Source organism: Nocardia spumae (assembly GCF_020733635.1).
Lineage (GTDB): Bacteria > Actinomycetota > Actinomycetes > Mycobacteriales > Mycobacteriaceae > Nocardia > Nocardia spumae.
Genome location: NZ_JAJFZL010000001.1, coordinates 4,891,951 through 4,915,091, shown reverse-complemented (window position 1 = coordinate 4,915,091; position 23,141 = coordinate 4,891,951). Strand labels below are relative to the sequence as shown.

General features: G+C 68.1%; 20 protein-coding genes. 8 read left to right on the top strand and 12 right to left on the bottom strand.

Annotation, left to right across the window (positions count from 1 at the left end):
* Positions 1 to 9: 9 nt before the first annotated feature.
* Both LKD76_RS21975 and panB read right to left on the bottom strand, forming a co-directional pair.
* Positions 10 to 921 (bottom strand): hypothetical protein, encoded by a 912-nt coding sequence (locus LKD76_RS21975; RefSeq protein WP_227983287.1) that lies wholly within the window; start codon positions 919 to 921, stop codon positions 10 to 12.
* 87 nt (positions 922 to 1,008) lie between these two features.
* A complete protein-coding gene (gene panB / locus LKD76_RS21970; protein WP_227983286.1) occupies positions 1,009 to 1,887 on the bottom strand; it encodes a 3-methyl-2-oxobutanoate hydroxymethyltransferase in 879 nt (292 codons plus the stop codon).
* 220 nt (positions 1,888 to 2,107) lie between these two features.
* Here panB and LKD76_RS21965 point away from each other — a divergent pair, with 220 nt between their 5' ends.
* The 4 genes from LKD76_RS21965 (at position 2,108) to LKD76_RS21950 (ending at position 10,148) form a co-directional block, all read left to right on the top strand.
* Positions 2,108 to 3,646 carry an alpha/beta hydrolase gene (locus tag LKD76_RS21965; RefSeq protein WP_227983285.1) on the top strand — a complete coding sequence of 513 codons (1,539 nt, stop codon included), beginning with the start codon at positions 2,108 to 2,110 and terminating at the stop codon, positions 3,644 to 3,646.
* Positions 3,647 to 3,719: 73 nt separating this feature from the next.
* Positions 3,720 to 5,057 (top strand): type I glutamate--ammonia ligase, encoded by a 1,338-nt coding sequence (gene glnA, locus LKD76_RS21960; protein ID WP_227983284.1) that lies wholly within the window; start codon positions 3,720 to 3,722, stop codon positions 5,055 to 5,057.
* Positions 5,058 to 5,254: 197 nt separating this feature from the next.
* Positions 5,255 to 8,263, top strand: coding sequence for a bifunctional [glutamine synthetase] adenylyltransferase/[glutamine synthetase]-adenylyl-L-tyrosine phosphorylase (locus LKD76_RS21955; RefSeq protein ID WP_227983283.1), 3,009 nt, complete (start codon positions 5,255 to 5,257; stop codon positions 8,261 to 8,263).
* Positions 8,264 to 8,744: 481 nt separating this feature from the next.
* On the top strand, positions 8,745 to 10,148 hold the full coding sequence (locus LKD76_RS21950; protein ID WP_227983282.1) for a bifunctional lysylphosphatidylglycerol flippase/synthetase MprF: 1,404 nt from the start codon (positions 8,745 to 8,747) through the stop codon (positions 10,146 to 10,148).
* On the opposite strand, the gene LKD76_RS21945 is transcribed toward LKD76_RS21950, so the two are convergent.
* Positions 10,127 to 10,621 (bottom strand): hypothetical protein, encoded by a 495-nt coding sequence (locus tag LKD76_RS21945; protein WP_227983281.1) that lies wholly within the window; start codon positions 10,619 to 10,621, stop codon positions 10,127 to 10,129. The two genes, LKD76_RS21950 and LKD76_RS21945, sit on opposite strands and share 22 nt — an antisense overlap.
* Before the next feature lie 285 nt (positions 10,622 to 10,906).
* Here LKD76_RS21945 and LKD76_RS21940 point away from each other — a divergent pair, with 285 nt between their 5' ends.
* Entirely contained in the window at positions 10,907 to 12,361 is a 1,455-nt protein-coding gene (locus LKD76_RS21940) for a neutral zinc metallopeptidase (protein WP_227983280.1), read from the top strand.
* A 46-nt stretch (positions 12,362 to 12,407) separates the two neighbouring features.
* Here LKD76_RS21940 and LKD76_RS21935 read toward each other — a convergent pair whose 3' ends face one another.
* The 5 genes from LKD76_RS21935 to LKD76_RS21915 all read right to left on the bottom strand — a co-directional run bounded on the left by LKD76_RS21935 (position 12,408) and on the right by LKD76_RS21915 (position 16,613).
* Positions 12,408 to 12,875, bottom strand: a complete 468-nt coding sequence (locus LKD76_RS21935; RefSeq protein ID WP_227983279.1) for a 6,7-dimethyl-8-ribityllumazine synthase — start codon at positions 12,873 to 12,875, stop codon at positions 12,408 to 12,410.
* 9 nt (positions 12,876 to 12,884) lie between these two features.
* The gene (locus LKD76_RS21930) at positions 12,885 to 13,721 is read right to left on the bottom strand and encodes an alpha/beta hydrolase (protein WP_227983278.1); all 837 of its coding nucleotides are present in this window, start codon (positions 13,719 to 13,721) and stop codon (positions 12,885 to 12,887) included.
* A 122-nt stretch (positions 13,722 to 13,843) separates the two neighbouring features.
* Positions 13,844 to 14,251, bottom strand: coding sequence for a DUF3224 domain-containing protein (locus tag LKD76_RS21925; RefSeq protein ID WP_227983277.1), 408 nt, complete (start codon positions 14,249 to 14,251; stop codon positions 13,844 to 13,846).
* A 37-nt stretch (positions 14,252 to 14,288) separates the two neighbouring features.
* On the bottom strand, positions 14,289 to 15,638 hold the full coding sequence (locus LKD76_RS21920) for a M20/M25/M40 family metallo-hydrolase (protein WP_227983276.1): 1,350 nt from the start codon (positions 15,636 to 15,638) through the stop codon (positions 14,289 to 14,291).
* Between the two features lie 63 nt (positions 15,639 to 15,701).
* Positions 15,702 to 16,613 carry an oxygenase MpaB family protein gene (locus LKD76_RS21915; RefSeq protein ID WP_227983275.1) on the bottom strand — a complete coding sequence of 304 codons (912 nt, stop codon included), beginning with the start codon at positions 16,611 to 16,613 and terminating at the stop codon, positions 15,702 to 15,704.
* A gap of 188 nt (positions 16,614 to 16,801) precedes the next feature.
* On the opposite strand from LKD76_RS21915, the gene LKD76_RS21910 reads away from it, so the two are divergent.
* Positions 16,802 to 16,969 carry a hypothetical protein gene (locus tag LKD76_RS21910; RefSeq protein ID WP_227983274.1) on the top strand — a complete coding sequence of 56 codons (168 nt, stop codon included), beginning with the start codon at positions 16,802 to 16,804 and terminating at the stop codon, positions 16,967 to 16,969.
* Between the two features lie 8 nt (positions 16,970 to 16,977).
* Here the strand turns inward: LKD76_RS21910 and LKD76_RS21905 are convergent, their stop codons facing one another.
* Together LKD76_RS21905 and glnA (LKD76_RS21900) are read right to left on the bottom strand one after the other, a co-directional pair.
* Positions 16,978 to 17,475 carry a pyridoxamine 5'-phosphate oxidase family protein gene (locus tag LKD76_RS21905; protein ID WP_227983273.1) on the bottom strand — a complete coding sequence of 166 codons (498 nt, stop codon included), beginning with the start codon at positions 17,473 to 17,475 and terminating at the stop codon, positions 16,978 to 16,980.
* Positions 17,476 to 17,670: 195 nt separating this feature from the next.
* Entirely contained in the window at positions 17,671 to 19,107 is a 1,437-nt protein-coding gene (glnA, locus tag LKD76_RS21900) for a type I glutamate--ammonia ligase (RefSeq protein WP_227983272.1), read from the bottom strand.
* Positions 19,108 to 19,568: 461 nt separating this feature from the next.
* Here glnA (LKD76_RS21900) and LKD76_RS21895 point away from each other — a divergent pair, with 461 nt between their 5' ends.
* Entirely contained in the window at positions 19,569 to 20,030 is a 462-nt protein-coding gene (locus tag LKD76_RS21895; protein WP_227983271.1) for an RDD family protein, read from the top strand.
* A 44-nt stretch (positions 20,031 to 20,074) separates the two neighbouring features.
* On the opposite strand, the gene LKD76_RS21890 is transcribed toward LKD76_RS21895, so the two are convergent.
* A complete protein-coding gene (locus tag LKD76_RS21890; protein WP_227983270.1) occupies positions 20,075 to 20,629 on the bottom strand; it encodes a TetR/AcrR family transcriptional regulator in 555 nt (184 codons plus the stop codon).
* Positions 20,630 to 20,717: 88 nt separating this feature from the next.
* On the opposite strand from LKD76_RS21890, the gene LKD76_RS21885 reads away from it, so the two are divergent.
* Positions 20,718 to 21,581 (top strand): aldo/keto reductase, encoded by an 864-nt coding sequence (locus LKD76_RS21885; protein WP_227985362.1) that lies wholly within the window; start codon positions 20,718 to 20,720, stop codon positions 21,579 to 21,581.
* Here the strand turns inward: LKD76_RS21885 and LKD76_RS21880 are convergent, their stop codons facing one another.
* Positions 21,582 to 23,078, bottom strand: a complete 1,497-nt coding sequence (locus tag LKD76_RS21880) for an aldehyde dehydrogenase family protein (protein ID WP_308188565.1) — start codon at positions 23,076 to 23,078, stop codon at positions 21,582 to 21,584.
* Between the last annotated feature and the right edge of the window lie 63 nt (positions 23,079 to 23,141).

The window sequence follows — 23,141 nt, the reverse complement described above, 5'->3', positions numbered from 1 at the left end:
CCCCCTCCCTCACGCGAAGTTCGACCGCAGCCGAGCCAGCATCTCGGCGACGAACGGCGCGAAGCGTTCGCCCGGGGTGCCGGGACGGGTGTCGATGGTCAGCCACGAGTGCAGGGTGGTCAGCGGCGCCAGCCGTGCCGCCAGCGTGATCTCACGATCGGTGATCGTGGTGAACGTCCGCCAGGCGTCGAAGTACACCGCCCGCCGCGGGTCGGTGTGGGTGCGCACGGACAGGAACGGGTGGGTGATCACCGAGTCGCCCCAGTCGAACAACGTCGCACCGGCGCGGAAGACGTGGCCGGGATACAGATCGTTGTGCTCCACGCTGATTCGGCCGAACCGTTCGAGCTCGTCCGAGGCGGAGGCGATGGCGTACTCGAGGCCGGGGGCCCGGTCGGCGAAACGGCGGTAGATGTCGACCAGCCGCGACGGCGGCACATCCGGAGTTCCGGTGGCGCGCAACGATTCCGCGTGCGCCCCCACCGAATACTGCAGGCCGGCGTAGGAGCGCATCACCGAGTCCCACTCCGGTGGGCGCGGCGGCGGCGCGGCGCTGTCGCGGGTGATCTCACGATCGAGAACTCCGCCGCGCATCGTGTCGCCGCCGTCGGGACTGAGCATCCAGCCGTTGTCGCGATGTACCGCAACGGGTTTCGGCGCCATTCCCGGCGCCAGTCGATCCAGGATCTGCAATAGCGGCCCCTCGTGGGCGAAGGCGCGCGCGCCGGCCTTGGCCCAGAACGACCCGGCGCCGGTGTGGATCCGGGCGAGCAGCGTCCAGTCCCGCCGCCGCATCTCCTCGGCGCCGGTGACGGTGTGCCCGTGCGCCGCGAGTTGCTCTGTGGCCCAGTCGATCAGAGGTTGCAGCGGCTGCGCCGCCACCGAGACAGGGGCGTTCGCCGGTTCTCGCACCGCAGCCATCCGCTCAACCTAACCCACCGGCTCGGGCGCCGGCCAGTACGAAAGCCTCGGGTGCGGGCCGTGCTCGGCCCGCACCCGAGATCGTTCTCAGAAGCTGTGCTCGGGCCCGGGGTAGGTCCCGCGCGCCACTTCCGCCGCGTAAGTCGCGGCCGCGGAGCGCAATTCGTCGCCCACCCGGCCGAAGCGCTTGACGAACTTCGCCGTCTTGCCGCTGGTGTAGCCGGCCATGTCCTGCCAGACCAGCACCTGGGCATCGCAGTCGCTGCCGGCGCCGATGCCGACGGTCGGAATGGTCAGCTTGTGGGTGACCTGACCGGCGAGTTCGGCCGGCACCATCTCCATCACGACCGCGATCGCCCCGGCCTCGGCCACCGCGATCGCGTCGGCGATGAGCTGTTCGGCGCCGTCGCCGCGGCCCTGCACGCGGAATCCGCCCAGGGTGTTGACGCTCTGCGGCGTGAAGCCGATATGCGCCACCACCGGGATACCGGAAGCGGTGAGCCGAGCGATGTGCTCGGATACGCGTTCACCACCTTCGAGTTTCACCGCGTGCGCACCGCCCTCCTTCATGAAGCGAGTGGCGGTGGCCAGCGCCTGTTCCGGCGAACCCTCGTAGCTGCCGAACGGCAGATCGGCCACGACCAGGGCGTGCGGCGCGCCGCGCACCACGCCGCGGACCAGCGGAATGAGCTCCTCGGCGGTGATCGGCACGGTGGTGTCGTAGCCGTAGACCACATTGGCCGCCGAGTCGCCGACCAGCAGTACGGGAATGCCGGCCTCCTCGAAGAGCTTCGCGGTGGAGTAGTCGTAGGCGGTCAGCATCGCCCACTTCTCACCCGCGGCCTTCCACTGCTGGAGATGGTGCACTCGCGTCTTCCTCCGGGAAGTCGCCGGTGCGGCACCGTAGGCAGTGGTTTCCGCGGGAGCATGGGTGTCGGAAGCAGAATTGTCCTGAGCAGCGGACATCGTCGTCCCTTTCGTCTGTCCTCGAGGCCCGAACGGGGTCCCCGGGTTGCTATGACCTGTCCAGTCTGCCACCGCGGCACCTGCGCTTCTAAGGCGTGTACAGGATGGGATTGGTCACATGCGGTGGGAGCGACGCGGCCGGAGGGGGCGGCCTGCGTCACCACGGAGGCCGCCGCGGACACCGCCACGGTGCACAGGCGGGGATGGAAGGATGGCGCGCATGTCCTTGTCGCGATCCGGTCGCGTCGCAGCCGCGGTAGCACTGATGTGTGTGGCCGCCGCCTGCTCGTCGACGTCGAAGAATCACCCCGCACAGCCGTCGGCGCCGAGTGCGGCCGCGCTGCAGAAGTACTACACCCAGGTCCCGAAGTGGGGTAGCTGCGACGGCTTCGGTGATCCGTCGACCACATTCCCCGACGGCACCGAGTGCACCCACATCTCGGTCCCGATCGATTACGACAAGCCCGAGGGCGATACCGCGCAGATCGCCGTCTCCCGGATCAAGGCCAGCGGTCCGCGCATCGGCTCGCTGCTGTTCAACCCGGGCGGGCCGGGGCAGGCGGGTCTGTGGATGGCCGCGCAGGGCCAGGACACTCCGCTCGCCCAGCGTTTCGATCGCGTCGGCTTCGATCCGCGCGGCGTCGGCGCCTCCACCCCGCTGATCGAATGCCTGGACGCCCAGCAGTGGGACCACCAGCGCGCCGAACCGCCCAAGGACTACACCCCGGCCGGCATCGCGGCCGCCGAGCAGGAGAACAAGGACTTCGCCGGGCACTGCACCGAGAAGACCGGGAACGAATTCCTGGCTCATGTCGGCACCCGAGAGGTGGTGCAGGACATGGATATCATCCGCGGTGTGCTCGGCGACGCGAAGCTGAGCTACGTCGGCTACTCCTACGGCACCCGGCTCGGCTACACCTACGCCGAGAAGTTCCCGGACAAGGTGCGCGCCATGGTGCTCGACGGCGCGCTGGACCCCGATGCCGATCCCGAGAAGGAGTCGGTGCAGCAGGCCGCCGGTTTCCAGAAGGCGTTCGACGCCTACGCCGCCGACTGCACCGCCAAACCGGACTGTCCGCTCGGTCAGGAGGCGAGCCGGGCGGTCGCCCGCTTCCACGATCTGGTCGACCCGCTGTGGGAGCATCCCGCCGAGACCCGCGATGGGCGCGGCCTGACCTACAGCGACGCGATCACCGGCGTGCAGAACACCCTCTACGCCGAGGACAGCTGGAATGTGCTCAGCGCCGGATTGGCCCAGCTGGCCAAGGGGCAGGGCAATATCCTGCTGCAGCTGGCCGATCTCTACGACGGCCGGCGCAAGGACGGCAGCTACGACAACTCGCAGGATGCCTTCCTGGCCATTCACTGCGTCGACGATCCGGCCATCACCGATCGGACCGAAACCGATAAGCAGGACGCCGAATTCCGCAAGGTCGCCCCGTTCCTCGACGACGGTCACGCTACCGGACGGGCGCCGCTCGAGATGTGCGCGTTCTGGCCGGTGCCCAACAGCGGCGCGCCGCACAACATCTCCGCGCCGGGGTTGCCCAAGACGGTCGTCATCTCCACCACCGCGGATCCGGCGACGCCCTATCAGGCCGGCGTCGACCTCGCCCATCAGCTGGGCGCGGCCCTGATCACGAACAAGGGAACCCGCCACACCGCGTTCCTGTCCGGCGGTGTGCCGTGCGTGGACGATGCCGTCTTCGCCTACCTGACGGACCTGACGACACCGCCGGAAGGGCTCACCTGCGGCTGACGCCACACACGCGGACCGGCGGTTGTTGCACGATGTAACACGGATTTAACCGCGGGTGCCTACGCTCGCGCGTATGGATCGCCAGAAGGAATTCGTGCTGCGGACGCTCGAGGAGCGGGATATCCGCTTCGTGCGACTCTGGTTCACCGACGTCCTGGGATATCTGAAGTCCGTCGCGATCGCTCCGGCGGAACTCGAGGGCGCCTTCGAGGAGGGCATCGGATTCGACGGATCGGCGATCGAGGGCTTCGCCCGGGTCTCGGAGGCCGATATGGTCGCCAAGCCCGATCCGTCCACCTTCCAGGTGTTGCCGTGGTCCACCAGCAAGGGCCATCAGCACTCCGCGCGCATGTTCTGCGATATCGCGATGCCGGACGGTTCGCCCTCGTGGGCGGACCCCCGGCACGTGCTGCGGCGGCAGTTGAACAAGGCCGGTGACCTGGGCTTCAGTTGCTATGTGCATCCGGAGATCGAATTCTTCCTGATCCGCTCGGCACTCAAGGACGGCCGTCCGGTGGCCGCCGACAACGGTGGCTTCTTCGATCAGGCCGTGCACGACGAGGCGCCGAACTTCCGCCGTCACGCCATCGACGCGCTGGAGTCGATGGGCATTTCGGTGGAGTTCAGTCACCACGAGGGCGCGCCGGGCCAGCAGGAGATCGATCTGCGCTACGCCGACGCGCTGTCGATGGCCGACAACGTGATGACCTTCCGCTACCTCATCAAGGAGGTGGCCATCGACGAAGGTGTACGGGCCTCGTTCATGCCCAAACCCTTCGCCGACCATCCCGGATCGGCCATGCACACCCATATGAGCCTGTTCGAGGGGGAGCACAACGCCTTCGCCGACCCCGACGATCCGAACAACCTGTCCGAGACGGCGCGGGCGTTCATCGCCGGCATCCTCGAGCATGCCAACGAGATCAGCGCGGTGACCAACCAGTGGGTGAACTCCTACAAGCGGCTCATCCACGGCGGCGAGGCGCCGACCGCCGCCTCCTGGGGCCGGTCGAATCGCTCCGCGCTGGTGCGGGTTCCGATGTACACACCCAACAAGCAGTCCTCGCGCCGGGTCGAGATCCGCAGCCCTGATTCGGCGTGCAACCCCTACCTGTCCTTCGCGGTCCTGCTCGCGGCGGGCCTGCGCGGGGTCGAGAAGGGCTACACGCTGCCTCCGGAGGCCGAGGACGACGTGTGGTCGCTGACCTCCGCGGAACGCCGGGCGATGGGCTTCCGCGAACTGCCCTCCACCCTGGACGAGGCGCTCAAGGCGATGGAACGGTCGGAACTGGTCGCCGAAACCCTCGGCGAACATGTCTTCGACTTCTTCCTCCGCAACAAGCGCCACGAATGGGCGACCTACCGCAGCCAGGTCACCCAGTGGGAGCTGCAGGAGTACCTCACACTGTGATCGCTTGCGCGAGACCGGCTTCGGATACCGCGGCCGGTCCCGCGCCGATCCGCACGGCCTCGCATCGGAACGGGCGAAAACCCGCATTCCGGGCCGGGCCTTGCTATACCTATGAGACCTGTCCCATTGCCGGGCCACCCGCTGCGCCCATCCGGGGTTGTGCGCGGACCCGGCCCTCGCAGGGGTAATTTGAGCATATGGTCCGGCCACCGACTGCACGTCCCGCAGTGCCCGGTGCCGGTCGGCTGGGATTGCTGGAGCCGACGGCAGCCGCGTCGTTACGAGAGCTCGCCTGGGATAATGTCGACAGCGTTGCGCTGCTGTGGGCATTGTCGCGTTCGCCGGACGCGGATCTCGCCCTGCTCACCCTGGTCCGACTCCGTGAGGCGCTCGGATCCGGTTGGGCGGCATTGGATTCCGCACTGCGCACCGAGATCTCGTTGCGCGGCAGACTGTTCGCGCTGATCGGTTCGTCGAGCGCGTTCGCCGACCATCTGGTCGCCGATCCCACGTCCTGGCAGTTGCTGCGGCGGGAACTGCCGGCCGCTCCGGATATCCTCGCCGACCTGCTCGACGCCGTCGGCGCCACCGCCGAGACCGGCCCCAATGCCGCCCCGATGCTCTACCGTGCGGCCCACAGCGGCCCCGACGTCATCGCCACGCTGCGCAAACGCTACCGCGATCAGTTGATGGTGCTGGCCGCGCACGACCTGGCCGCCACCGTCGAGAACGAGCCGGTGCTGCCCTATCAGCAGGTCGGCCGCCATCTCACCGATCTCGCCGATGCCGCCCTCACCGCCGCGCTGTCGGTCGCGGTGGCGCGGGTCTGCCCCGATGAGCCGGTCCCGGTCCGGCTGGCCGTGGTCGCGATGGGCAAATGCGGTGCGCGCGAACTGAATTACGTCTCCGACGTCGATGTGGTGTTCGTCGCCGAACCGGCCGACACCACGGCTACCCGGCTGGCCGCGGAGATGATGGGTGTGGCCGGCAACGCCTTCTTCGATGTCGATGCCGCACTGCGCCCCGAGGGGAAGGCCGGCGCCCTGGTGCGCACCCTGGACTCGCACGTCACCTACTACAAGCGGTGGGCCCGGACGTGGGAGTTCCAGGCGCTGCTGAAGAACCGGCCCTGCACCGGTGATCTGGAGCTCGGCCGCGAGTACAGCGACGCGCTCATGCCCATGGTCTGGAGCGCCTCGGAACGACCGGATTTCGTTCCCGACGTGCAGGCGATGCGGCGCCGGGTCGAGGACCTCGTCCCCGAGGATCTGCGCGAACGTGAACTGAAACTCGGCCACGGCAGCCTCCGCGATGTCGAATTCGCGGTTCAGCTACTGCAATTGGTGCACGGCAAGGCCGATGAGTCGCTGCACGTGCAGGACACCGTCGAAGCGCTGACCGCGCTGGCCGCCCGCGGCTACGTCGGCCGCGACGATGCCGCCAACCTCACCGCCTCCTACGAATTCCTGCGGCTGCTCGAACACCGGCTGCAGTTGCAGCGGCTCAAGCGCACCCACACCCTGCCCGCATCCGACGACGAGGAGGGCATGCGCTGGCTCGCCCGCGCGGCCCATATGCGGCCCGACGGCCGTCAGGACGCGGTCGGGGTCCTGCGTAGCGAGATCAAGCGCAACGCACTGCGGGTGCGGCGGCTGCACGCCAAACTCTTCTACCGCCCGCTGCTGGAATCGGTGGCACGGCTCGACGCGGCCGCGCTGCGCCTGAGCCCGCAGGCCGCGGTGCGCCAGCTCGCCGCGCTGGGCTACGCCGCGCCCGAGAACGCGCTCGGTCACCTCAAGGCGCTCACCGGTGAGGTCGGCCGCAAAGGCCGCATCCAGGCGCTGCTGCTGCCCACCCTGCTCGAATGGCTCGGCGACACACCGAATCCCGATGCCGGCCTGCTGGCCTATCGGCGGGTGTCGGAAGGTCTCGACGATCAGATCTGGTTCCTGCGCGAACTGCGCGACGAAGGCGCCATCGCCCAGCGGCTGATGATCGTGCTCGGCTCCTCGGCCTATCTGCCCGATCTGCTGATCAACGCGCCGGAGACGATCCGGATGTTCGCCGACGGACCCGACGGGCCGCTGCTGCTCAGCCCGAAGGCCGAGGACGTCCGCATCAGCATCCTCGCCGGCACCGCCCGCTACGAGGATCCCCGGCGCGCGATCGCCACCGCCCGCTCGCTGCGCCGCCACGAACTGGCTCGGATCGCCTCCGCCGATGTCCTCGGCATGCTGGAGGTGCCACAGGTGTGCCGGGCACTGTCCTCGGTCTGGGTGGCCGTACTGGAAGCCGCGCTGCAGGCCGTCATCCGCGCCTGGGAGAACGAGCACGGCGGCCCCGCACCCGCGGACTTCGCGGTCATCGGCATGGGGCGGCTCGGCGGGATGGAACTCGGCTACGGCTCCGACGCCGATGTCCTGTTCGTCTGCGACCCCCGCCCCGGCGCCGACGAGACCGTGGCCGTGAAATGGGCGATCGGCATCGCCGAACAGGTGCAGCGGCTGCTCGGCGCACCCAGCACCGACCCGCCGCTGCAGGTCGACGCCGGCCTGCGCCCGGAAGGCCGCAACGGAGCCCTGGTCCGCACGCTCGCCGCCTACCGCGCCTACTACCACCAGTGGGCTCAGCCCTGGGAGGTCCAGGCGCTGCTGCGGGCGCACCAGGTCGCCGGCGACCAGGAACTGGGTGTGCGATTCCTGCACTCCGTCGACCCGGTCCGCTACCCGAAGGGCGGGGTCTCCGAGGAATCCGTGCGCGAGATCCGGCGCATCAAGGCTCGTGTGGACTCCGAAAGACTGCCGCGCGGCGCCAATCCCGCCACGCACACCAAACTCGGCCGCGGCGGTCTGGCCGATATCGAATGGACCGTGCAGCTGCTGCAACTGCAGCACGCCCACGAGGTGCCCGATCTGCACAACACCTCCACGCTGCAATGCCTCGCGGTGATCGAACGCGACAAGCTGCTCGATGCCGAGGATGTCGAACTGCTGCGCGACGCCTGGCTGACCGCCACCAAGGCCCGCAACGCACTGGTCCTGGTCCGCGGCAAACCCGCCGACCAACTGCCCGGACCCGGCCCGCTGCTGTCGGCCGTCGCCCGGGTGGCGGGCTGGCCCACCGACGACGGCAGCGAATTCCTCGACCACTACATGCGTGTCACTCGCCGCGCGAAAACCGTGGTCGAGCGCGTGTTCGGTGTCTGATCGCCGCCGCCGCGGCGGGGGCCGGAGTCGCGGTCCGGTTATCGAACTGATGCCTGATCGCGGCTGTGGTGCTGGTCACGCCGTTGACCGGCGGCGACGGGGCGCGTGCTCGTCATCGGCGGGCGGTCGGGGCCCGGTGCGGGGGCGGCAGGAAGCGAAATGGTGTTGCGGGGAACAGCGGCCGCGCGATATCGGTTGATATCGGAGTGTGCTGTGCCGTCGTGATCGTGTCCTCGATGATCAGCACCGATTCATTGGGAGCTACCGATGCCGGTTCGTCTGCGCGAGGGTGTGCCGCGAACGAAATGCCGTGTCGTCGCGGTGCATCTGATGGGGCCCCGCCGAGCTGGAACCAGCGTTCCGCATACAGTGATGGAACGCGACCATTCGGAAGGACCGCCATGGTGAGGATGTTCGTGGACGTGCGCAACGGCCACCGGTTCGACGACGCGCGCACCGTGCCGTGTGATCGGAGAGCGTGATGGCAGAACTCAACTCGGCCGTCGCCGGTTATCGGACCTACCGGCATGCCGCGCTGAATCCGACACGTGCCGTGCGGGTTCCGCTGATCGTGGTCCTGGTGCTGGTGGGTGTGGTGCTGCTCTACGCGGCCGATCGTGCCTCCCGCGAGGGTGTGAACCGCGGCTGGTTCGTGGCGGTATCGCTGTCGGGACTGTTCGTGGCGCGGGGTCTGCATCTGCGGCGCCCGATCACGCTGCCGCATTTCACCGTCGCGGTGATCGTGCTGGGGGTCTCCAATATCGCCTACCGCAGCGATCACGCCACCGTCGGCTTCGTCTGCCTGGCCTCCACCGGCCTGATCCTGATGTTGCCGCAGGGTTCGCGTCCGCAGCCCGATCAGCTGCACCGCATCGCGGCGCTGGTCGATCGCACGGTCGAGGATCCGCTGGCTCCCTTCGCCCTGCATTCGGCGAAGTCGTACTACTTCAGCACCGATTCCACCGCCGCGATCGGGTACCGGGCGCGTTTCGGCATCGCCGTGGTCGCCGGCGACCCGGTCGGTAGCTGTGCCGAATTCGGCACGCTGATCGCGGAATTCTCCGATTTCGCCGCCGGTCGCGGCTGGCGCATCGCCGTCCTGGGCGCCAGCCCGGCGGTCACCGAACTGTGGCGGACCAGGGCCGGCGATCATCATGGGTTGCACGCGATTCCTATCGGCCGCGACGTCGTCATCGATGTCGATTCCTTCGATATGGTCGGCCGTAAGTTCCGCAATCTGCGCCAGGCGGTCAGCCGCACCCGCAATTTCGGCGTCAAGACCGAGGTGATTCCGGAACGCGAACTGGACCGGGAAACCCGTGCGACGCTGCTGGACATCGTCGACGAGTGGGGGACCGGCCACCAGACCCGCGGCTTCTCGATGATTCTCGATCACCTCCTCGACGGCCGTCATCCGGGCATGCTCGTGGTACTGGCCCGGGACGCCGAGGGCGCGGTCGCCGGATTCCAGCGCTACGGATCCTCCAACAACGGCGGTGAACTCAGCCTCGACGTGCCGTGGCGGCGCAAGGACGCCCCCAACGGCCTGGACGAGCGGATGATCGTCGACCTCGTCGACTACGGGCGCGACCACGAGGTCCATCGAATCTCGCTGGCGTTCGCGGCCTTTCCCGAATTGTTCGCCGACAAGGAGCGATCACGCTCCAAGCAGGCCATCTATGTGCTGGCCCGCACCCTCGATCCGTTGATCAAGCTGGAATCGCTGTATCGATTCCTGCGCAAGTTCAACTCGTTCGGCAATCAGCGATTCGTGCTCATCCGCTGGCGTGAGATCGTGTTCACCGCCGCCGCTCTGCTGACGTTGGAGTTCGTCCCGCATCGCAAGCAGGACGCGGCGGTGGCTCAGGCCAGATTGCCTTCGTAGCACAGGCTCCCGGTGCGCCAGGTCGGTTGCGGGGCAACGCTTCCGTGATCGAACTGCCAGGCGCTGATCGGCTCGGTGGCCTTCCAGAACAGGGTGCCGTCGTTCGCGCGCGCTACCTGATAGACGTCTTCGGTGCCCGCGATCAGCTGATTGCCCACACAGTAGTCGTTGTAGTCGGTGCCGGGCTGGCGCGCGCCCAGGCTGAAGCGGTCGGTGGGATCGGCGCCGGAGCCGGGATTGCTCACGGTATCGGCGCGCTGGGATATCGCACCGGCCGACCAGATCGGTGTGCCGAGACCGTCCGCGCCGCAGGTGTAGTCGCGGCCACCGGCGATCACCGTGGCCCCGGTGGGATGGGTGGTACCGGCCCACAGGCAGTCCGTCGCCGGCTGTGCGGCCTGTCGCCGGCTCTCGGACTCGGCTTCGGCGGGAGCTGCGCCGAAACCCAATCCGGCGGCCGCCAATGCCGCCATCGCGGGAAGGGTGAGGGAGATACGAGGGATGCGGGGCATGGGATCGGCCTCTCTGCTCGCCGTTGAGCATCTACTACCTACGTAGGTAAATAGTAGATGAACATCCGACCTGTTCGCCACGTTGTGACTGTCACGATCGCGGTGGCGGACGTATGGATCGCACACCGTTACGCATCCGCCGGTATGCCCGATTACGATGTGAGCGCTCGGGAGATGGGGGGAGCCGCTGTGCGGAATCCTGACCGTCGTCGGTCCGGGCGCCGACACAGAATCGGGGAGGACTCCATGAGTGACAACAGGCGGCTGCGGCTGGCCGCGACGGCGGGGCTGCTGATACTCGGCGCCGCGCTGGCCGGATGTGGCAGCGATGCGAAAACGCCGGTGGCGCAGGAGGTTGCGGCCACCGGCGAGAATCCGTGGGCGCTCAGCGGCGCCGCACCCGACCGATCGGGCCCGAGTGGACCGCGGCCCGGTGTGCCCGACGCGCCTCTGCGCGCCGATAACGGCGACGGCGGGGAGATGGATCGGCTGGCGCTCAATACGCTGTCGGATCTGCAGGACTACTGGGGCTCGGAATACGGCAAGGACTTCCCCGGCGCCTTCAAACCCGTCGACCATTTCATATCCTGGGATGCCAACGCCCCCAAGGAACAGTCGGTGACCTTCTGCCGCTCGAGTACCTATCGGGTGGTCAACGCGGCGTACTGCAAAATCGACAAGACGGTCGGCTGGGACCGCGGCAAATTGCTGCCGTTGATCTCGGACAAGTACGGGAAGATGGCCGTGGTGATGGTGCTCGCGCACGAGTACGGGCATTCACTGCAGGACCAAGCTCGGCTCAACGGCTTCTTCACGCCCGGGATCGTGCTCGAACAGCAGGCCGACTGCTTCGCCGGAGTCTTCTTGCGCCACGTCGCCGAGGGGGGATCGGCGCACTTCACGCTCAACACCACCGACGGACTCAACGGTGTCCTGGGCGCGACGGTCGCGGTGCGCGACCACGACCCGGACAACCCGAAGAATGTGCACGGCTCGGCGTTCGAACGGGTCACCGCGGTCCAGATCGGCTGGTCCGACGGCACCGCGGGCTGCAAGAACATCAACAAGAAGGAGATCCAGGAGCGGCGCGGCGGTCTGCCGACCACCTTCGAACCGGGTGACCGGGAGAGTCAGATGCCGGTCGACATCGACGGTCTCGATGCCGTGGCCGCCGCGCTGGGACGCCTCTACCCGCTGGCGAAGCCGCCGTCGTTCGACTACTCGGGCATCGTCGAGCTGTGCCTGAAAAACCAGGCGGTGGAACCGGTTTCCTACTGCCCGTGGATGAACAAGATCGGCACCGATGTGCCGGAACTGGCCAAGCGCGCCGGCGCCCAGCCCGGTGACGAGGAGCCGCTGACCGCGGTGGTCGACGGCAACTACAACGCCTACGCGGTCTTCATCTCCCGCTACGCGCTGGCGGTGGAGAAGGATCGGAGTCTGTCGCTGACGGGTCCGGAGACGGCCGGTCTGCGTACCGCCTGCCTGACCGGTGCCATCACGACCAAGCTCAGCGATCCGGCCAGCGACCCGCGACTGACCGCGGGCGATCTGGATGCGGCGGTCTCGGGGCTGCTCGCCGACGGGCTGGTGGCCTCCGATGTCGACGGCAAGGTCGTCCCCAGCGGCTATCAGCGGCTGGACGCGTTCCGCAGCGGTGTGCTCGACGGTGAGGGCGCCTGCCTGACCAGCTACCGGTGAGCGCCCGGGTGCGGCCGGACGCCGGTCCGGCCGCACCGTGGCGACATCAGGCCGCGCCGGTGGGCAGGGTCTGCAGCGAGCTGAGGGTGGTCGCGGCGGCTCGCGCGGCCTCGGCGCCCTTGGTGTGGAAATGCTTGGTGAAGTAGTCCACGTGCTCGCTGTGCTCGTGGAAGTGATGCGGGGTCAGCACCACCGAGAACACCGGGACGTCGGTCTCGAGCTGGACTCGCATCAGCCCGTCGATCACCGCCGAGGCCACGAAATCGTGCCGGTAGATGCCGCCGTCGACCACCAGCGCGGTGGCGACCACCGCGGCGTAGCGGCCGGTACGGGCCAGCCGCTGGGCGTGCAGCGGAATCTCGAATGCGCCGGGCACGTCGAAGACCTCGACCGAGCCGGCCGAATACCCCAGATCGCCGTACTCGGCCAGGAAGCCCTCGTACGCCTGGGTGACGATCGATCGGTGCCAGTTGGCCCGGATGAAGGCGATACGCCCCTGGTCGGTATTGCTCATCTTCGGATGCTACTGCGCGCCGCTGTGCTCCTCCAACCAGCCGAGCAGGTCGCCGAGGACGGCGTCCTGTTCGGGTTCGTTGAATATCTCGTGGTAGAGCCCCGGATAGCGGAGCACCGTGAGATCGGTCGCGGTGGCGCCGGCCTCGATGCGGTCGGCGCCCACGGGCGCGGCCAGAGCGTCGGCGCCGCCGTGCATGACCAGCGTCGGCACTCGCAGCGCGTCCAGATGGCCGAGGACGAATTCGGCGCCGCGCAGGATCTCGGTGGCGGTCCGGGCCGGCAGTTTGCCCCGGAAGACCAGCGGATCCTGATCGTAGATGCGAACCACTTCGGGATCGCGGCTGATCATCGCCGAATCCAGTTGCAGCACGCCCAGTTTCGGGGCCCAGCGGCTCAGTGCCGGAGCGAGCAGGCGCTGGACGGGGTTACCGGCCTCGATCACCACCGGAGGCGCCGAGACCGCGATGCCGGCGACATCCAGCGGCGCGCGGGTCGCCAGGTACAGCGTGATCAGGCTGCCCATACTGTGCCCGAGGACGAACCGGGGCAGATCCGGGTGCTTGGCGCTCGCGATACCCAGCATGGTGTTCACATTGTCGGCGGCAGCGTCGATCGATTCGATATTCGCCTGCGAGCCCGCGGAACGCCCGTGTCCGATGTGGTCGAAGGCGTAGACCGCGAAACCGCTGTCCGCCAGCCGTTTACCCACATGGTCGTAGCGTCCGGAGTGTTCGGCCACCCCGTGCACCAGCACCACGACCGCTCGCGCCTGTTCCGGCAGCCACGCCCGCCAGAAGATCTGCCCGCCGTGCGCGTCGAATTCGCCGGTATCGCCAGTTGTCATCGCCAGCCTCCGTAATCCGCGGGACACCCACACCTGGTCGGCGCGGTGAGCCGCTGCGCCGATTGTCGCGCATGGCGGGCCGGAATCGGTATGTATCGGCCCGGCTGCGTCGCGTGGGCCGGTCAGCCCAGGTCGTAGTCGAACCAGATCCGATGGGTGCCGTCGGCGTCGACCGCCATACCGCCGGTTCCGGTGATCTCGCTGAGCTCCCCGGTGCCGCTCGACGGCACGATCGTGAAGAATTCCGCCGAGCGATCGGCGCCGGATGTGGTCGCCGAGTGCGCGAAGTTGAAGGTCCCCGCCAGCCCGTTGAGCGATCCCTCGAACGATTCCATCGCCACGTAGGTGCCCTGACCCGTGAGCTGATCGAATGCGGCGGTGAACAGCGTGGCCGACCGTCCGACCGCCTCACCCTCGAAATGCTTTTCCAACTGCGCGATTCCGACCGGCGTGGCGGTGGGGATATCGGGATCGGGAAGCACCTCGGTGGCGACGAAGGATTTGACGGTGAACATTGCTGTAGCTCGCACCCGCTGAGCCTAGCGGCGGACTACGACATTACCGGCATCAGCCGTCGACGGTGGTGTAGTGCGCGAGCAGGCGCCGGTTGAATTCGATCAACCGCGCGTAGTTGGCCCGTGAGAGCCGTTCGTCGGTGCCGTGGATGCGTTCCAGATCTGCGGCGTCCACCATGATGGGGGCGAAATTGCAGCGGGTGGCGGCCAATCCGTCGTAGTGCCGGGAGTCGGTGGCGCCGGGCACGATGCCCGTGGTGACCACGGCCTCGGGGACGAGTGCGCGGGTGATCCCGGCGATCGTGTCGAAGGCCGGGCCGGGGCCGGTGATGTGCGAGGGCTCCGATGCCGCCCCCAGCAGCTCGATCGTGACCTGCGAATCGGCCACCACGCGGCGGCAGTGCGCGAGCACCTCCCGCACCGAATCGCCGGGCAGGATACGGAAATTCACCAGTGCCTCTGCGTGCTGCGGCAGCACGTTCTCCTTCACGCCGCCGCGGATCACGGTGGGTGCGGTGGTCGTGCGGACCAGCGCCTCGGTCTGTGCGCGGGCGGCCATCAACCGGGTAACGAGGCCGCTCGCGACCGGCAACAGCCGTAGTGCCGAACGTCGCGGTTCGGCCATGGCGGGCCGCATCCGCGCCAGCATATCGGCGATCACCGGTGTCATGCGCAGCGGCATCGGCTGGTCCTGGATCCGGGCGACTGCCCGTGCGATCCGGCCGACGGCGGTTTCGCGGCCGGGCATCGACGAGTGACCGCCGGGTGCGACGGTCAGCAATCGCACAGTGGCCCAGCCCTTTTCGCCGAGCATGATCGAGGCGACCGGTGCGGTGGCGCCGTCGGCGACACCCTGGGTGATTACCCCGCCCTCGTCGAGCAGCACATCGGCCCGCACCCGGAGTTCGCGCAGCCGGGCGGCCATGCGTCCGGCGCCGGTGTGGCCGAAGACCTCCTCGTCGTGGCCGAACGCGAGGTAGATCGCGCGTCGCGGGCGGTGCCCCTGTGCGAGCAGGGATTCGGCGGCTTCGAGTATCGCCATCATCCGGCTCTTGTCGTCGATCGCGCCGCGGCCCCAGATGAAGTCGTCGTCGACCACTCCGGCGAACGGCGGATGGGTCCAGCGCTGCTCATCGTCCACCGGGACCACATCCTGGTGGGCGAGCAGCAGCGCGGCGGTCCCCGGCTCGGACCCGGCCCAGCGATACAGCCTGCTGTGGCCGAATCGCTCGAGCTCGAGCCGCGCGTGCACCAGCGGAAAGCAGGCTTCGAGGTGATCGGCGAGCCGGTCGAATTCGGCCACATCGGCCTCGGCGTCGTCGCGGGAGACGGTGACACAGCGCAGCGCCTGGGCCAGGCGTTCGGCGGTCGCGTCGTCGATATCGATCTTCTCGAGCACCATAGGACTATCGAGTGTGCACCGCCGCCTGCCCGGACCGCCGCACCGGGGTCGAATACCCGGCCCTCACATGGGCCGCAGATCCAGCACCTTGCGCAGCCGCGCCCGGTCGCGCTCGAGGCGGCGGGCCTCGTAGGCGATGGGGAAGTAGCGGATCCGCTCGGGCAGCAGCGGGACCAGTCGCGCGATCAACCAGCCCAGCACCCGCAGCGTGCGCTCGTCCGCGGCGGTCCAGGTCAGGCCGAGTTTGCGGCGAGCGGGTTCGGGGGTGGTGCCGACGGTGCAGAAGTACTGCAGGCGTCCGACCGGCGAGACCGCGGCATTCCACAGCGGAATCAGCGGCTTGGGCATCCCCTTCGGGGCGGCCACGTGCCGGATGGTCTTCAGGTAGTCCCGGGCGGTGTCGGTCGCGACCAGATGGTTCTCGACGGTGTCGGCGAAGAACACCTCGAACTCGGCATAGGTCGCCGGGATCTCCTTGGGGGCCACCGAGAACATGCGCAGCAGCTGCAGCACCTCCTGGTAGTACTGCTCCTTCTCGGCGTAGGTGAGCGTGGTGCGGCCGAAGTACTTCGAGCCCTCGGTGAAGGCGAAGGTGCCGGTGTGCAGCACCCAGGCCCACGGGCCGGACGCCAGTGCGGAATGCCGCTTGCCGGTCTCGTCGACGGTGTTGAGCGAGGCGTGCATGCGGCGCAGGCGGTCGGCCTCGGCGACGGCCTCGTCACCGGCGTAGGTCCAGGTCATCACGGCCGCGAGGCTGCGCAGCGCCCGGCCCATCGGATCGGTGCGGAAGGTGGAGTGTTCGTCGACGACCGCGGAGATCGTCGGCTCCATCGTCTGCAGCAGGAACGCGGATCCGGCGGTGAGGGAGAAGGTGATCAGCCCGACCTGATCCCACATGCGAGTTCCGGGCTGGATCGGCTGTCGTGGTCCGAGCTCATGGGGCGTGTGCTCGGTGCGTGCGACGGTCGCGGTCATACGGTGATCTCCTTTGACCCCTGGACACGATGAGAGGATTACATGCGAATCATCTCATCATGTCCAGCTCTTGGCAAGGAAACGGGATTCCGGGTCGGAGCGGCGTAGAGATCCTGAAATTCGGGTGACCAGGTGGAAGAATGGTGTTCCACTCGAACCGGCACGATCGGGGGAGGAGGGAGCCGGCCATGGCCCACATGCACACTCACCCATCGGTATTGCGCGGTGTGCGCGACTACATCCGGCGTGCGCTGGCCCGCCACACCCTGACCCGTCAGGAACGCCGTAATCTCGCCGCCGCGCACGGTCACCCCGCGGTGTACACCGCATCGCTGGGCAGCCATCCGCATCTGTGACGGCCGCGCTAGGCGGGCCGGCGTTCCGCGCGCTCCCGGATCAATTCCTCGACCGCGCTCGGCAGGGTGGTCTCGAAGTCGATGAGCTTCACCCAGGTCGGCGTCACGACGATCCGGACCATGCCGTCGTAGAGGGAACGGACCTCGGCCTCCCACTCCACCCGCTGCGCGGCGGTCATCTCGTAGCTGCCGTTCATCTGCAGATATTCCGCGGGGATGCCCTCGACGGTGTCGAGTTCGGCCCGCCCGCGCATCAGCAGGATCTTCGGCGGATGCACCTCGGTATCGATCGTCAGCGCGACTGCCGGATTGTGCCGCAGTGAGTGCAGCTTCGGCGCGTTCTTCGCGGTGCACATGATGATCTGCGCGCCGTTCCAGGCGATCGCGATCGGAATCGACCGCGGTGTGCCGTCTTTCGCGACATAGGCCAAGCGGGCCAGATCGCGGGCCAGCAGTTCCCGGCTCGCCGGACGGTTCAGGATCTCGGTGATCTCGTGCTGGTGCATGACGGGCCTCCCTGGGTCGTGCGGCCCCTGTCGGCCGCTCATATCCAGGGGACGGAGCCGTGATCCCGTTCTCGACATGTGCCGCGAAGAATTCTTCGGAAAGGTGGGAAACGGCCGGAGCCCCGGTCGGCAATCGACCGGGGCTCCGTGAGAACGTTTCTCCTACCACCGCATGACACGGCTCGCCGTGGCGACTTACACGTCGTAGTAGAGCTCGAACTCGTAGGGGTGCGGACGCAGGTTGACCGGCGCGATCTCGTTCTCGCGCTTGAGCGTGATCCAGGTCTCGATGAGGTCGTCGGTGAAGACGTTGCCCTCGGTGAGGTACTCGTGATCCTGCTCGAGGCGATCGATGACCGACGCCAGCGAGGTCGGGGCCTGCGGGATGTTCTTGGCCTCCTCCGGCGGGAGCTCGTAGAGGTCCTTGTCGACCGGGGCCTTCGGCTCGATCTTCTTCTTGATGCCGTCCAGGCCGGCCATCATCATGGCGGCGAAGGCCAGGTACGGGTTACCCGAGGAGTCGGGCGCGCGGAACTCGATGCGCTTGGCCTTCGGGTTGTTACCGGTCACCGGGATGCGGACCGCGGCCGAGCGGTTGCGCTGCGAGTACACCAGGTTGATCGGAGCCTCGTAGCCCGGCACCAGGCGATGGTACGAGTTCACCGTCGGGTTGGTGAACGCCAGCAGCGACGGCGCGTGGTGCAGGATGCCGCCGATGTAGTGGCGGGCCAGATCGGACAGGCCACCGTAGCCGGCCTCGTCGTGGAACAGCGGCTTGCCGTCCTTCCACAGCGACTGGTGCACGTGCATGCCCGAGCCGTTGTCACCGAACAGCGGCTTCGGCATGAAGGTGACCGACTTGCCGGCCTGCCACGCGGTGTTCTTCACGATGTACTTGAACAACTGCAGGTCGTCGGCCGCGCCGAGCAGCGTGCCGAACTTGTAGTTGATCTCGGCCTGGCCGGCGGTGCCGACCTCGTGGTGGCCGCGCTCGAGCTCGAAGCCCGCGTTCTGCAGGTTGGTCGAGATCTGATCGCGCAGGTCGACGTAGTGGTCGTACGGGGCGACCGGGAAGTAGCCACCCTTGTTGCGGACCTTGTAGCCCAGGTTGCGCGAACCGTCCGGGTTGAACTCGGCACCGGTGTTCCACGAGCCGGAGACGGACTCGATCTCGTAGAAGGCGCCGTTCATCGCCGAGTCGTAGCGGACGCCGTCGAAGATGTAGAACTCGGCCTCGGCACCGAAGTACGCGGTGTCGGCGATACCGGTCGACCGCAGGTACTCCTCCGCCTTGCGCGCGATGTTGCGCGGGTCGCGGGAGTAGGCCTCACGGGTGAACGGGTCGTGCACGAAGAAGTTCAGGTTCAGGGTCTTCGCGGCACGGAACGGGTCGATCCGGGCGGTGGAGTAGTCGGGCAGCAACAGCATGTCCGACTCGTCGATCGACTGGAAACCGCGCACGGAGGAGCCGTCGAACGCCAGACCCTCTTCGGCCAGGTCGGCGGTGAAGGACTTCGCCGGGATCGAGAAGTGCTGCTGAACGCCAGGGAGGTCCGAGAAACGAACGTCGACGTACTCGACGTTCTCCTCCTTGATGTGCTGGATGACCTCGTCGGCCGTGCTGAACGCCACTTAGTACTCCTTACGGATCGGTTCCCAGCCTGTGCCGATTGCTGGGTTTCAGCGTCGAACGGTATGGATGCGGTGTTTCCCCGCAATCAAGGCTGTGTTTCGCCAGTGTTACACGTGCTGCTGGACGGGGTGGCGGCCTCCCCGCGCGTCGCAGCATCACGGGGCGGTCGAGATGCGGCGCCGGACCAGCACGCTTATCCTGCCATCACCGCCGCGCGCCACTGCCGCAAGGATCGTGAATCGTGGCCGGTCGAGGGGTGTGCGGCCGAGAGTTTCCCGGCCGCAACCGCTTTGGTGAACGCTTCCGGGCGGGTGTGCCGCCGCCCGGCGGGTGCCGCGCGCGTCACCGCGGCACCGGCCGCGCGTGCGGCGAGCGGGTGGCCGATCCCCTTCCTCCGCGGAGTCCCGCTCAGGGACGGGTGTGACGTAATCCTCACCGCCCGCGCGCCTAAGCTGGAGTCATGTCGCGAATTACCGGTTCCTGGCTGTCCGGCCCCGATGCGGCCCGCCCGGGGGAGCCGCAGCCCGACGAGTACCGCGGTCAGCAGCTGGGTCTGCCGCAGGCCGGTGCGGGATCGCTGGCGCCCATGTCGCGCCGCATCGTCGCGCTGTTCGTGGACTATTTCATCGCGATGGGCATCGCCGCGCTGATCGTGCACGGCTCGGGTTCGCTCAACACCGTCACCTATCTGGTCTGGTTCGTGATCGGCGTCGTCACGGTGGCGGTATTCGGGTTCACGCCGGGGCAGTATTTCCTTCGGATGCGTACGATCCGTGTCGATGCGCCCGCGCATGTCGGATTCGTCCGCGGTATCGCCCGGCAGGCACTGCTGACCTTCGTGGTGCCGGCGCTGTTCACCGATGGTGACGGACGCGGTATGCACGATCGGGCGACCGGGACCGCGCTGGTCCGGTCGCGGTAACGGCAGGAGCGAATCGGCCGGGCCGGGGACGCCGCCTCGGATCCCTAGCGGGCGCGCACCCCGTCGACGAGTAGATCGAGCAGGCGATCAGTCTGCGCGCGGTCGGTACCGGCCAGCGTCGCGCCGGCCATCGCCGCTGTCACATCCTCCGGCCGGATATCCCCGCGCAGCGTTCCCGCTGTGCCGCCCGCGGCCAGTATCGACGCGATCGCGGCGCCGAGCCGTTCGCGGGTCCCGGCCGAGGTGACCGCGCCGGAGGCGATGACCTCACGCAGCGCCTGCGCCATGCCCTGTTTGGTCGCGACGAAATCCGCGTAGCGGCCCAGCCAGGTGCGTAGCGCCTCGGCGGGCGGCCGGGTGTCGAGTAGCGGACCGGCCTCGTCGCACAGCCGTTCCAGTTCGTTGCGGTAGACGGCCTCGATCAGCGCCTCGCGGGAGGGGAAGTGCCGATACAGCGTGCCGATTCCCACACCGGCCGATCGGGCGATCGCCTCGAGGCTGATGGTGTCCGGCTCGTCGGTGAACGCCGCGAGCGCGGCATCGAGGAGCAGTCGCCGGTTGCGTTGCGCGTCGCGGCGTCCGCTCGGCTGCGCAGACAAAGCGGAGGTGCCTCCGTTTCTGTATCATGGAGTCAAGCGGAGGGGCCTCCGCTTCACTTCCGAGGGTAGCAAGGAGTCGGTCATGACGATGACGACGCAACCCCGCGACGGCGAACTCGCCGGCCGGGCGGTCGGCAGGATCGGTTACGGCGCAATGCAATTGGAAGCCGGTGGCGACGGTGTCGCGGTCCTGCGCCGCGCGGTCGAACTGGGTGTCGATCACATCGACACCGCCGGGTTCTACGGTGACGGCGCGGTCGACGCGCTGATCCGGCGGGCATTGCATCCGTATCCCGAGCGGCTGATGCTGGTCGGCAAGGTCGGCGCCGCGCACGCGGACGGCGGGCTGATCCCCGCGCAACGTCCGGAGCAGTTGCGGGCCACGGTGGAGGCGGATCTGCGCGGACTCGGCGTGGATCGGCTCGATGTGGTCAACCTGCGGCGGGTCGACGGTCCGCCCGGCATCGTGGCCACCGGCGATCAGATCGTCGACCTCGACGATCAGCTGGCCGAACTGATCTCGCTGCGCGCGGAGGGCAAGATCGGCGCGATCGGGCTCAGCGCGGTCACGGTGGAGCAGCTGATCCGGGCCGCACCCGCCGGTATCGCCTGTGTGCAGAACATGTACAACCTGCTGGAGCGGGAGCACGAGCCGATGCTCGCCGAATGTGCCGCGCGCGGAACGGCTTTCGTGCCGTTCTTTCCGCTCGGCTCCGGATTTCCGGGCCGCCCGAAGGTGAGCGGACATCCGGTGGTGCGCGCGGTCGCGGCCCGGCTCGGGGTGACGGGCAACCAGGTCGGGCTGGCCTGGCTGCTCGGCCGCGACCCGCATGTGCTGCTCATCCCCGGCACCCGCAGCCTCGCCCACCTGGAGGAGAATGTCGCGGCGGCCCGGGTGCGCCTGGACGATCGGGCCTTCGACGATCTGAATGCCGTTGTGCCACACGGGTGATCAGAACATCATCTGAACGGTCTTCTCCTCGGTGTAGGCCCCGATTCCGGCCGGGCCGAGTTCGCGGCCGATACCGCTGCCGGCCCGGCCGCCCCAGGGCGTGGTCATATCGGGGATGCCGAAGGCGTTGATCCACACGTTGCCGACTCGCAGATCGCGGGCGGTGGTCGCCGCGGTGTGCAGATTCTCGGTGTAGATGATCGCGTTGAGGCCGAAGCGGCTGTCATTGGCCAGTGTGAGCACATCGGCGGTGTCGGAGAACGGGATGATCGTGGCGACCGGGCCGAAGATCTCCTCCCGGGCGATCCGATGGTCGTGACGGCCGAGGAAGACGGTCGGTTCGACGAAGTAGCCGGACCGGTCGGCCAGGGCGCCACCGGTCACCAACTCCGCGCCCTCGCTGATACCGAGATCGAGATAGCCGCCGATCCGCTCGTGCTGCTGCCGGTTCACCACCGGTCCCATGGTGATGTCGGGGGCGAAAGGGTCGCCCAGCGTGAGGGTCTCGGCATAATCGGCCAGCCGCCGGGTCACCTCCGCGACCAGGCTGTCGTGCACGTAGACCCGGGTTCCGGCCGCGCAGACCTGGCCCTGGTGCAAGAAGTTGCCCACGGCGACGAACGGCAGCGCGCGATCGAGATCGGCGTCGGGAAAGACGATCTGGGGATTCTTGCCACCCAATTCCAGTGTCACCTTGCGGAACTGGCCGCCCGCATGGGTATTCATCGAGGCGCCGACCTCCGGGCTGCCGGTGAAGGTCAGTTTCGCCAGGCCGGGATGGCGGGCCAGCGCGGCGCCGGCGGTCTCGCCGCGGCCGGGGACAACGTTGAACACGCCGTCCGGGACCCCCGCCTCGGCGAGGATCTCGGCCAGCCGCAGGATCGACAGCGCGGCGTCCTCGGGCGGTTTGATCACGACGGTATTGCCCGCGGCGAGTGCCGGTGCGACCTTCCAGCCGGCCACCACGATCGGGTTGTTCCACGGCGTGATCGCACCGATCACGCCGAGCGGTTCACGCAGCGTGTAATTGAGCCGATGACGACCGGCGTAATCGGGGAGTTGCACCGTCGAGCCGTGCAATTTGTCGGCGTATCCGGCGTAATACCGGAACGTCGCGAGGGTGGCCGGGATATCGCCGAATACGCCGTCCTTGTAGAGTTTTCCGACCTCCAGCGTCTCGAGTGCGGACAGATAATGGGTCTGCGCTTCGATCAGTTCCGCTGCCCGCAGCAGGATCCGGCCACGTTCGGCGCCGCCCCTCTCCTTCCAGCCGCTGTCGTCGAAGGCCGCCTGTGCCGCGTGCACGGCGTCGTCGACATCCTCCGCGGTGGCGTCGGCGATATCGCAGATGTGTTCGCGGGTGGTCGGATTCTCGGATCGGTAGGTCGCGTGGTCGCTCGCATCGCGCCAGCGGCCCCCGATCCACAGGCGGCGGGGCGGGAAGGTGGTCGGTGGCTGCGCTCCATCGGCGTGCGCGGTGGTGGTGTAGTCGGACACGGCTGCTCCTGGACGACTGAACGAGAGTGTGAGCAGGCTAACGCCGTGACCGAATAATATGAA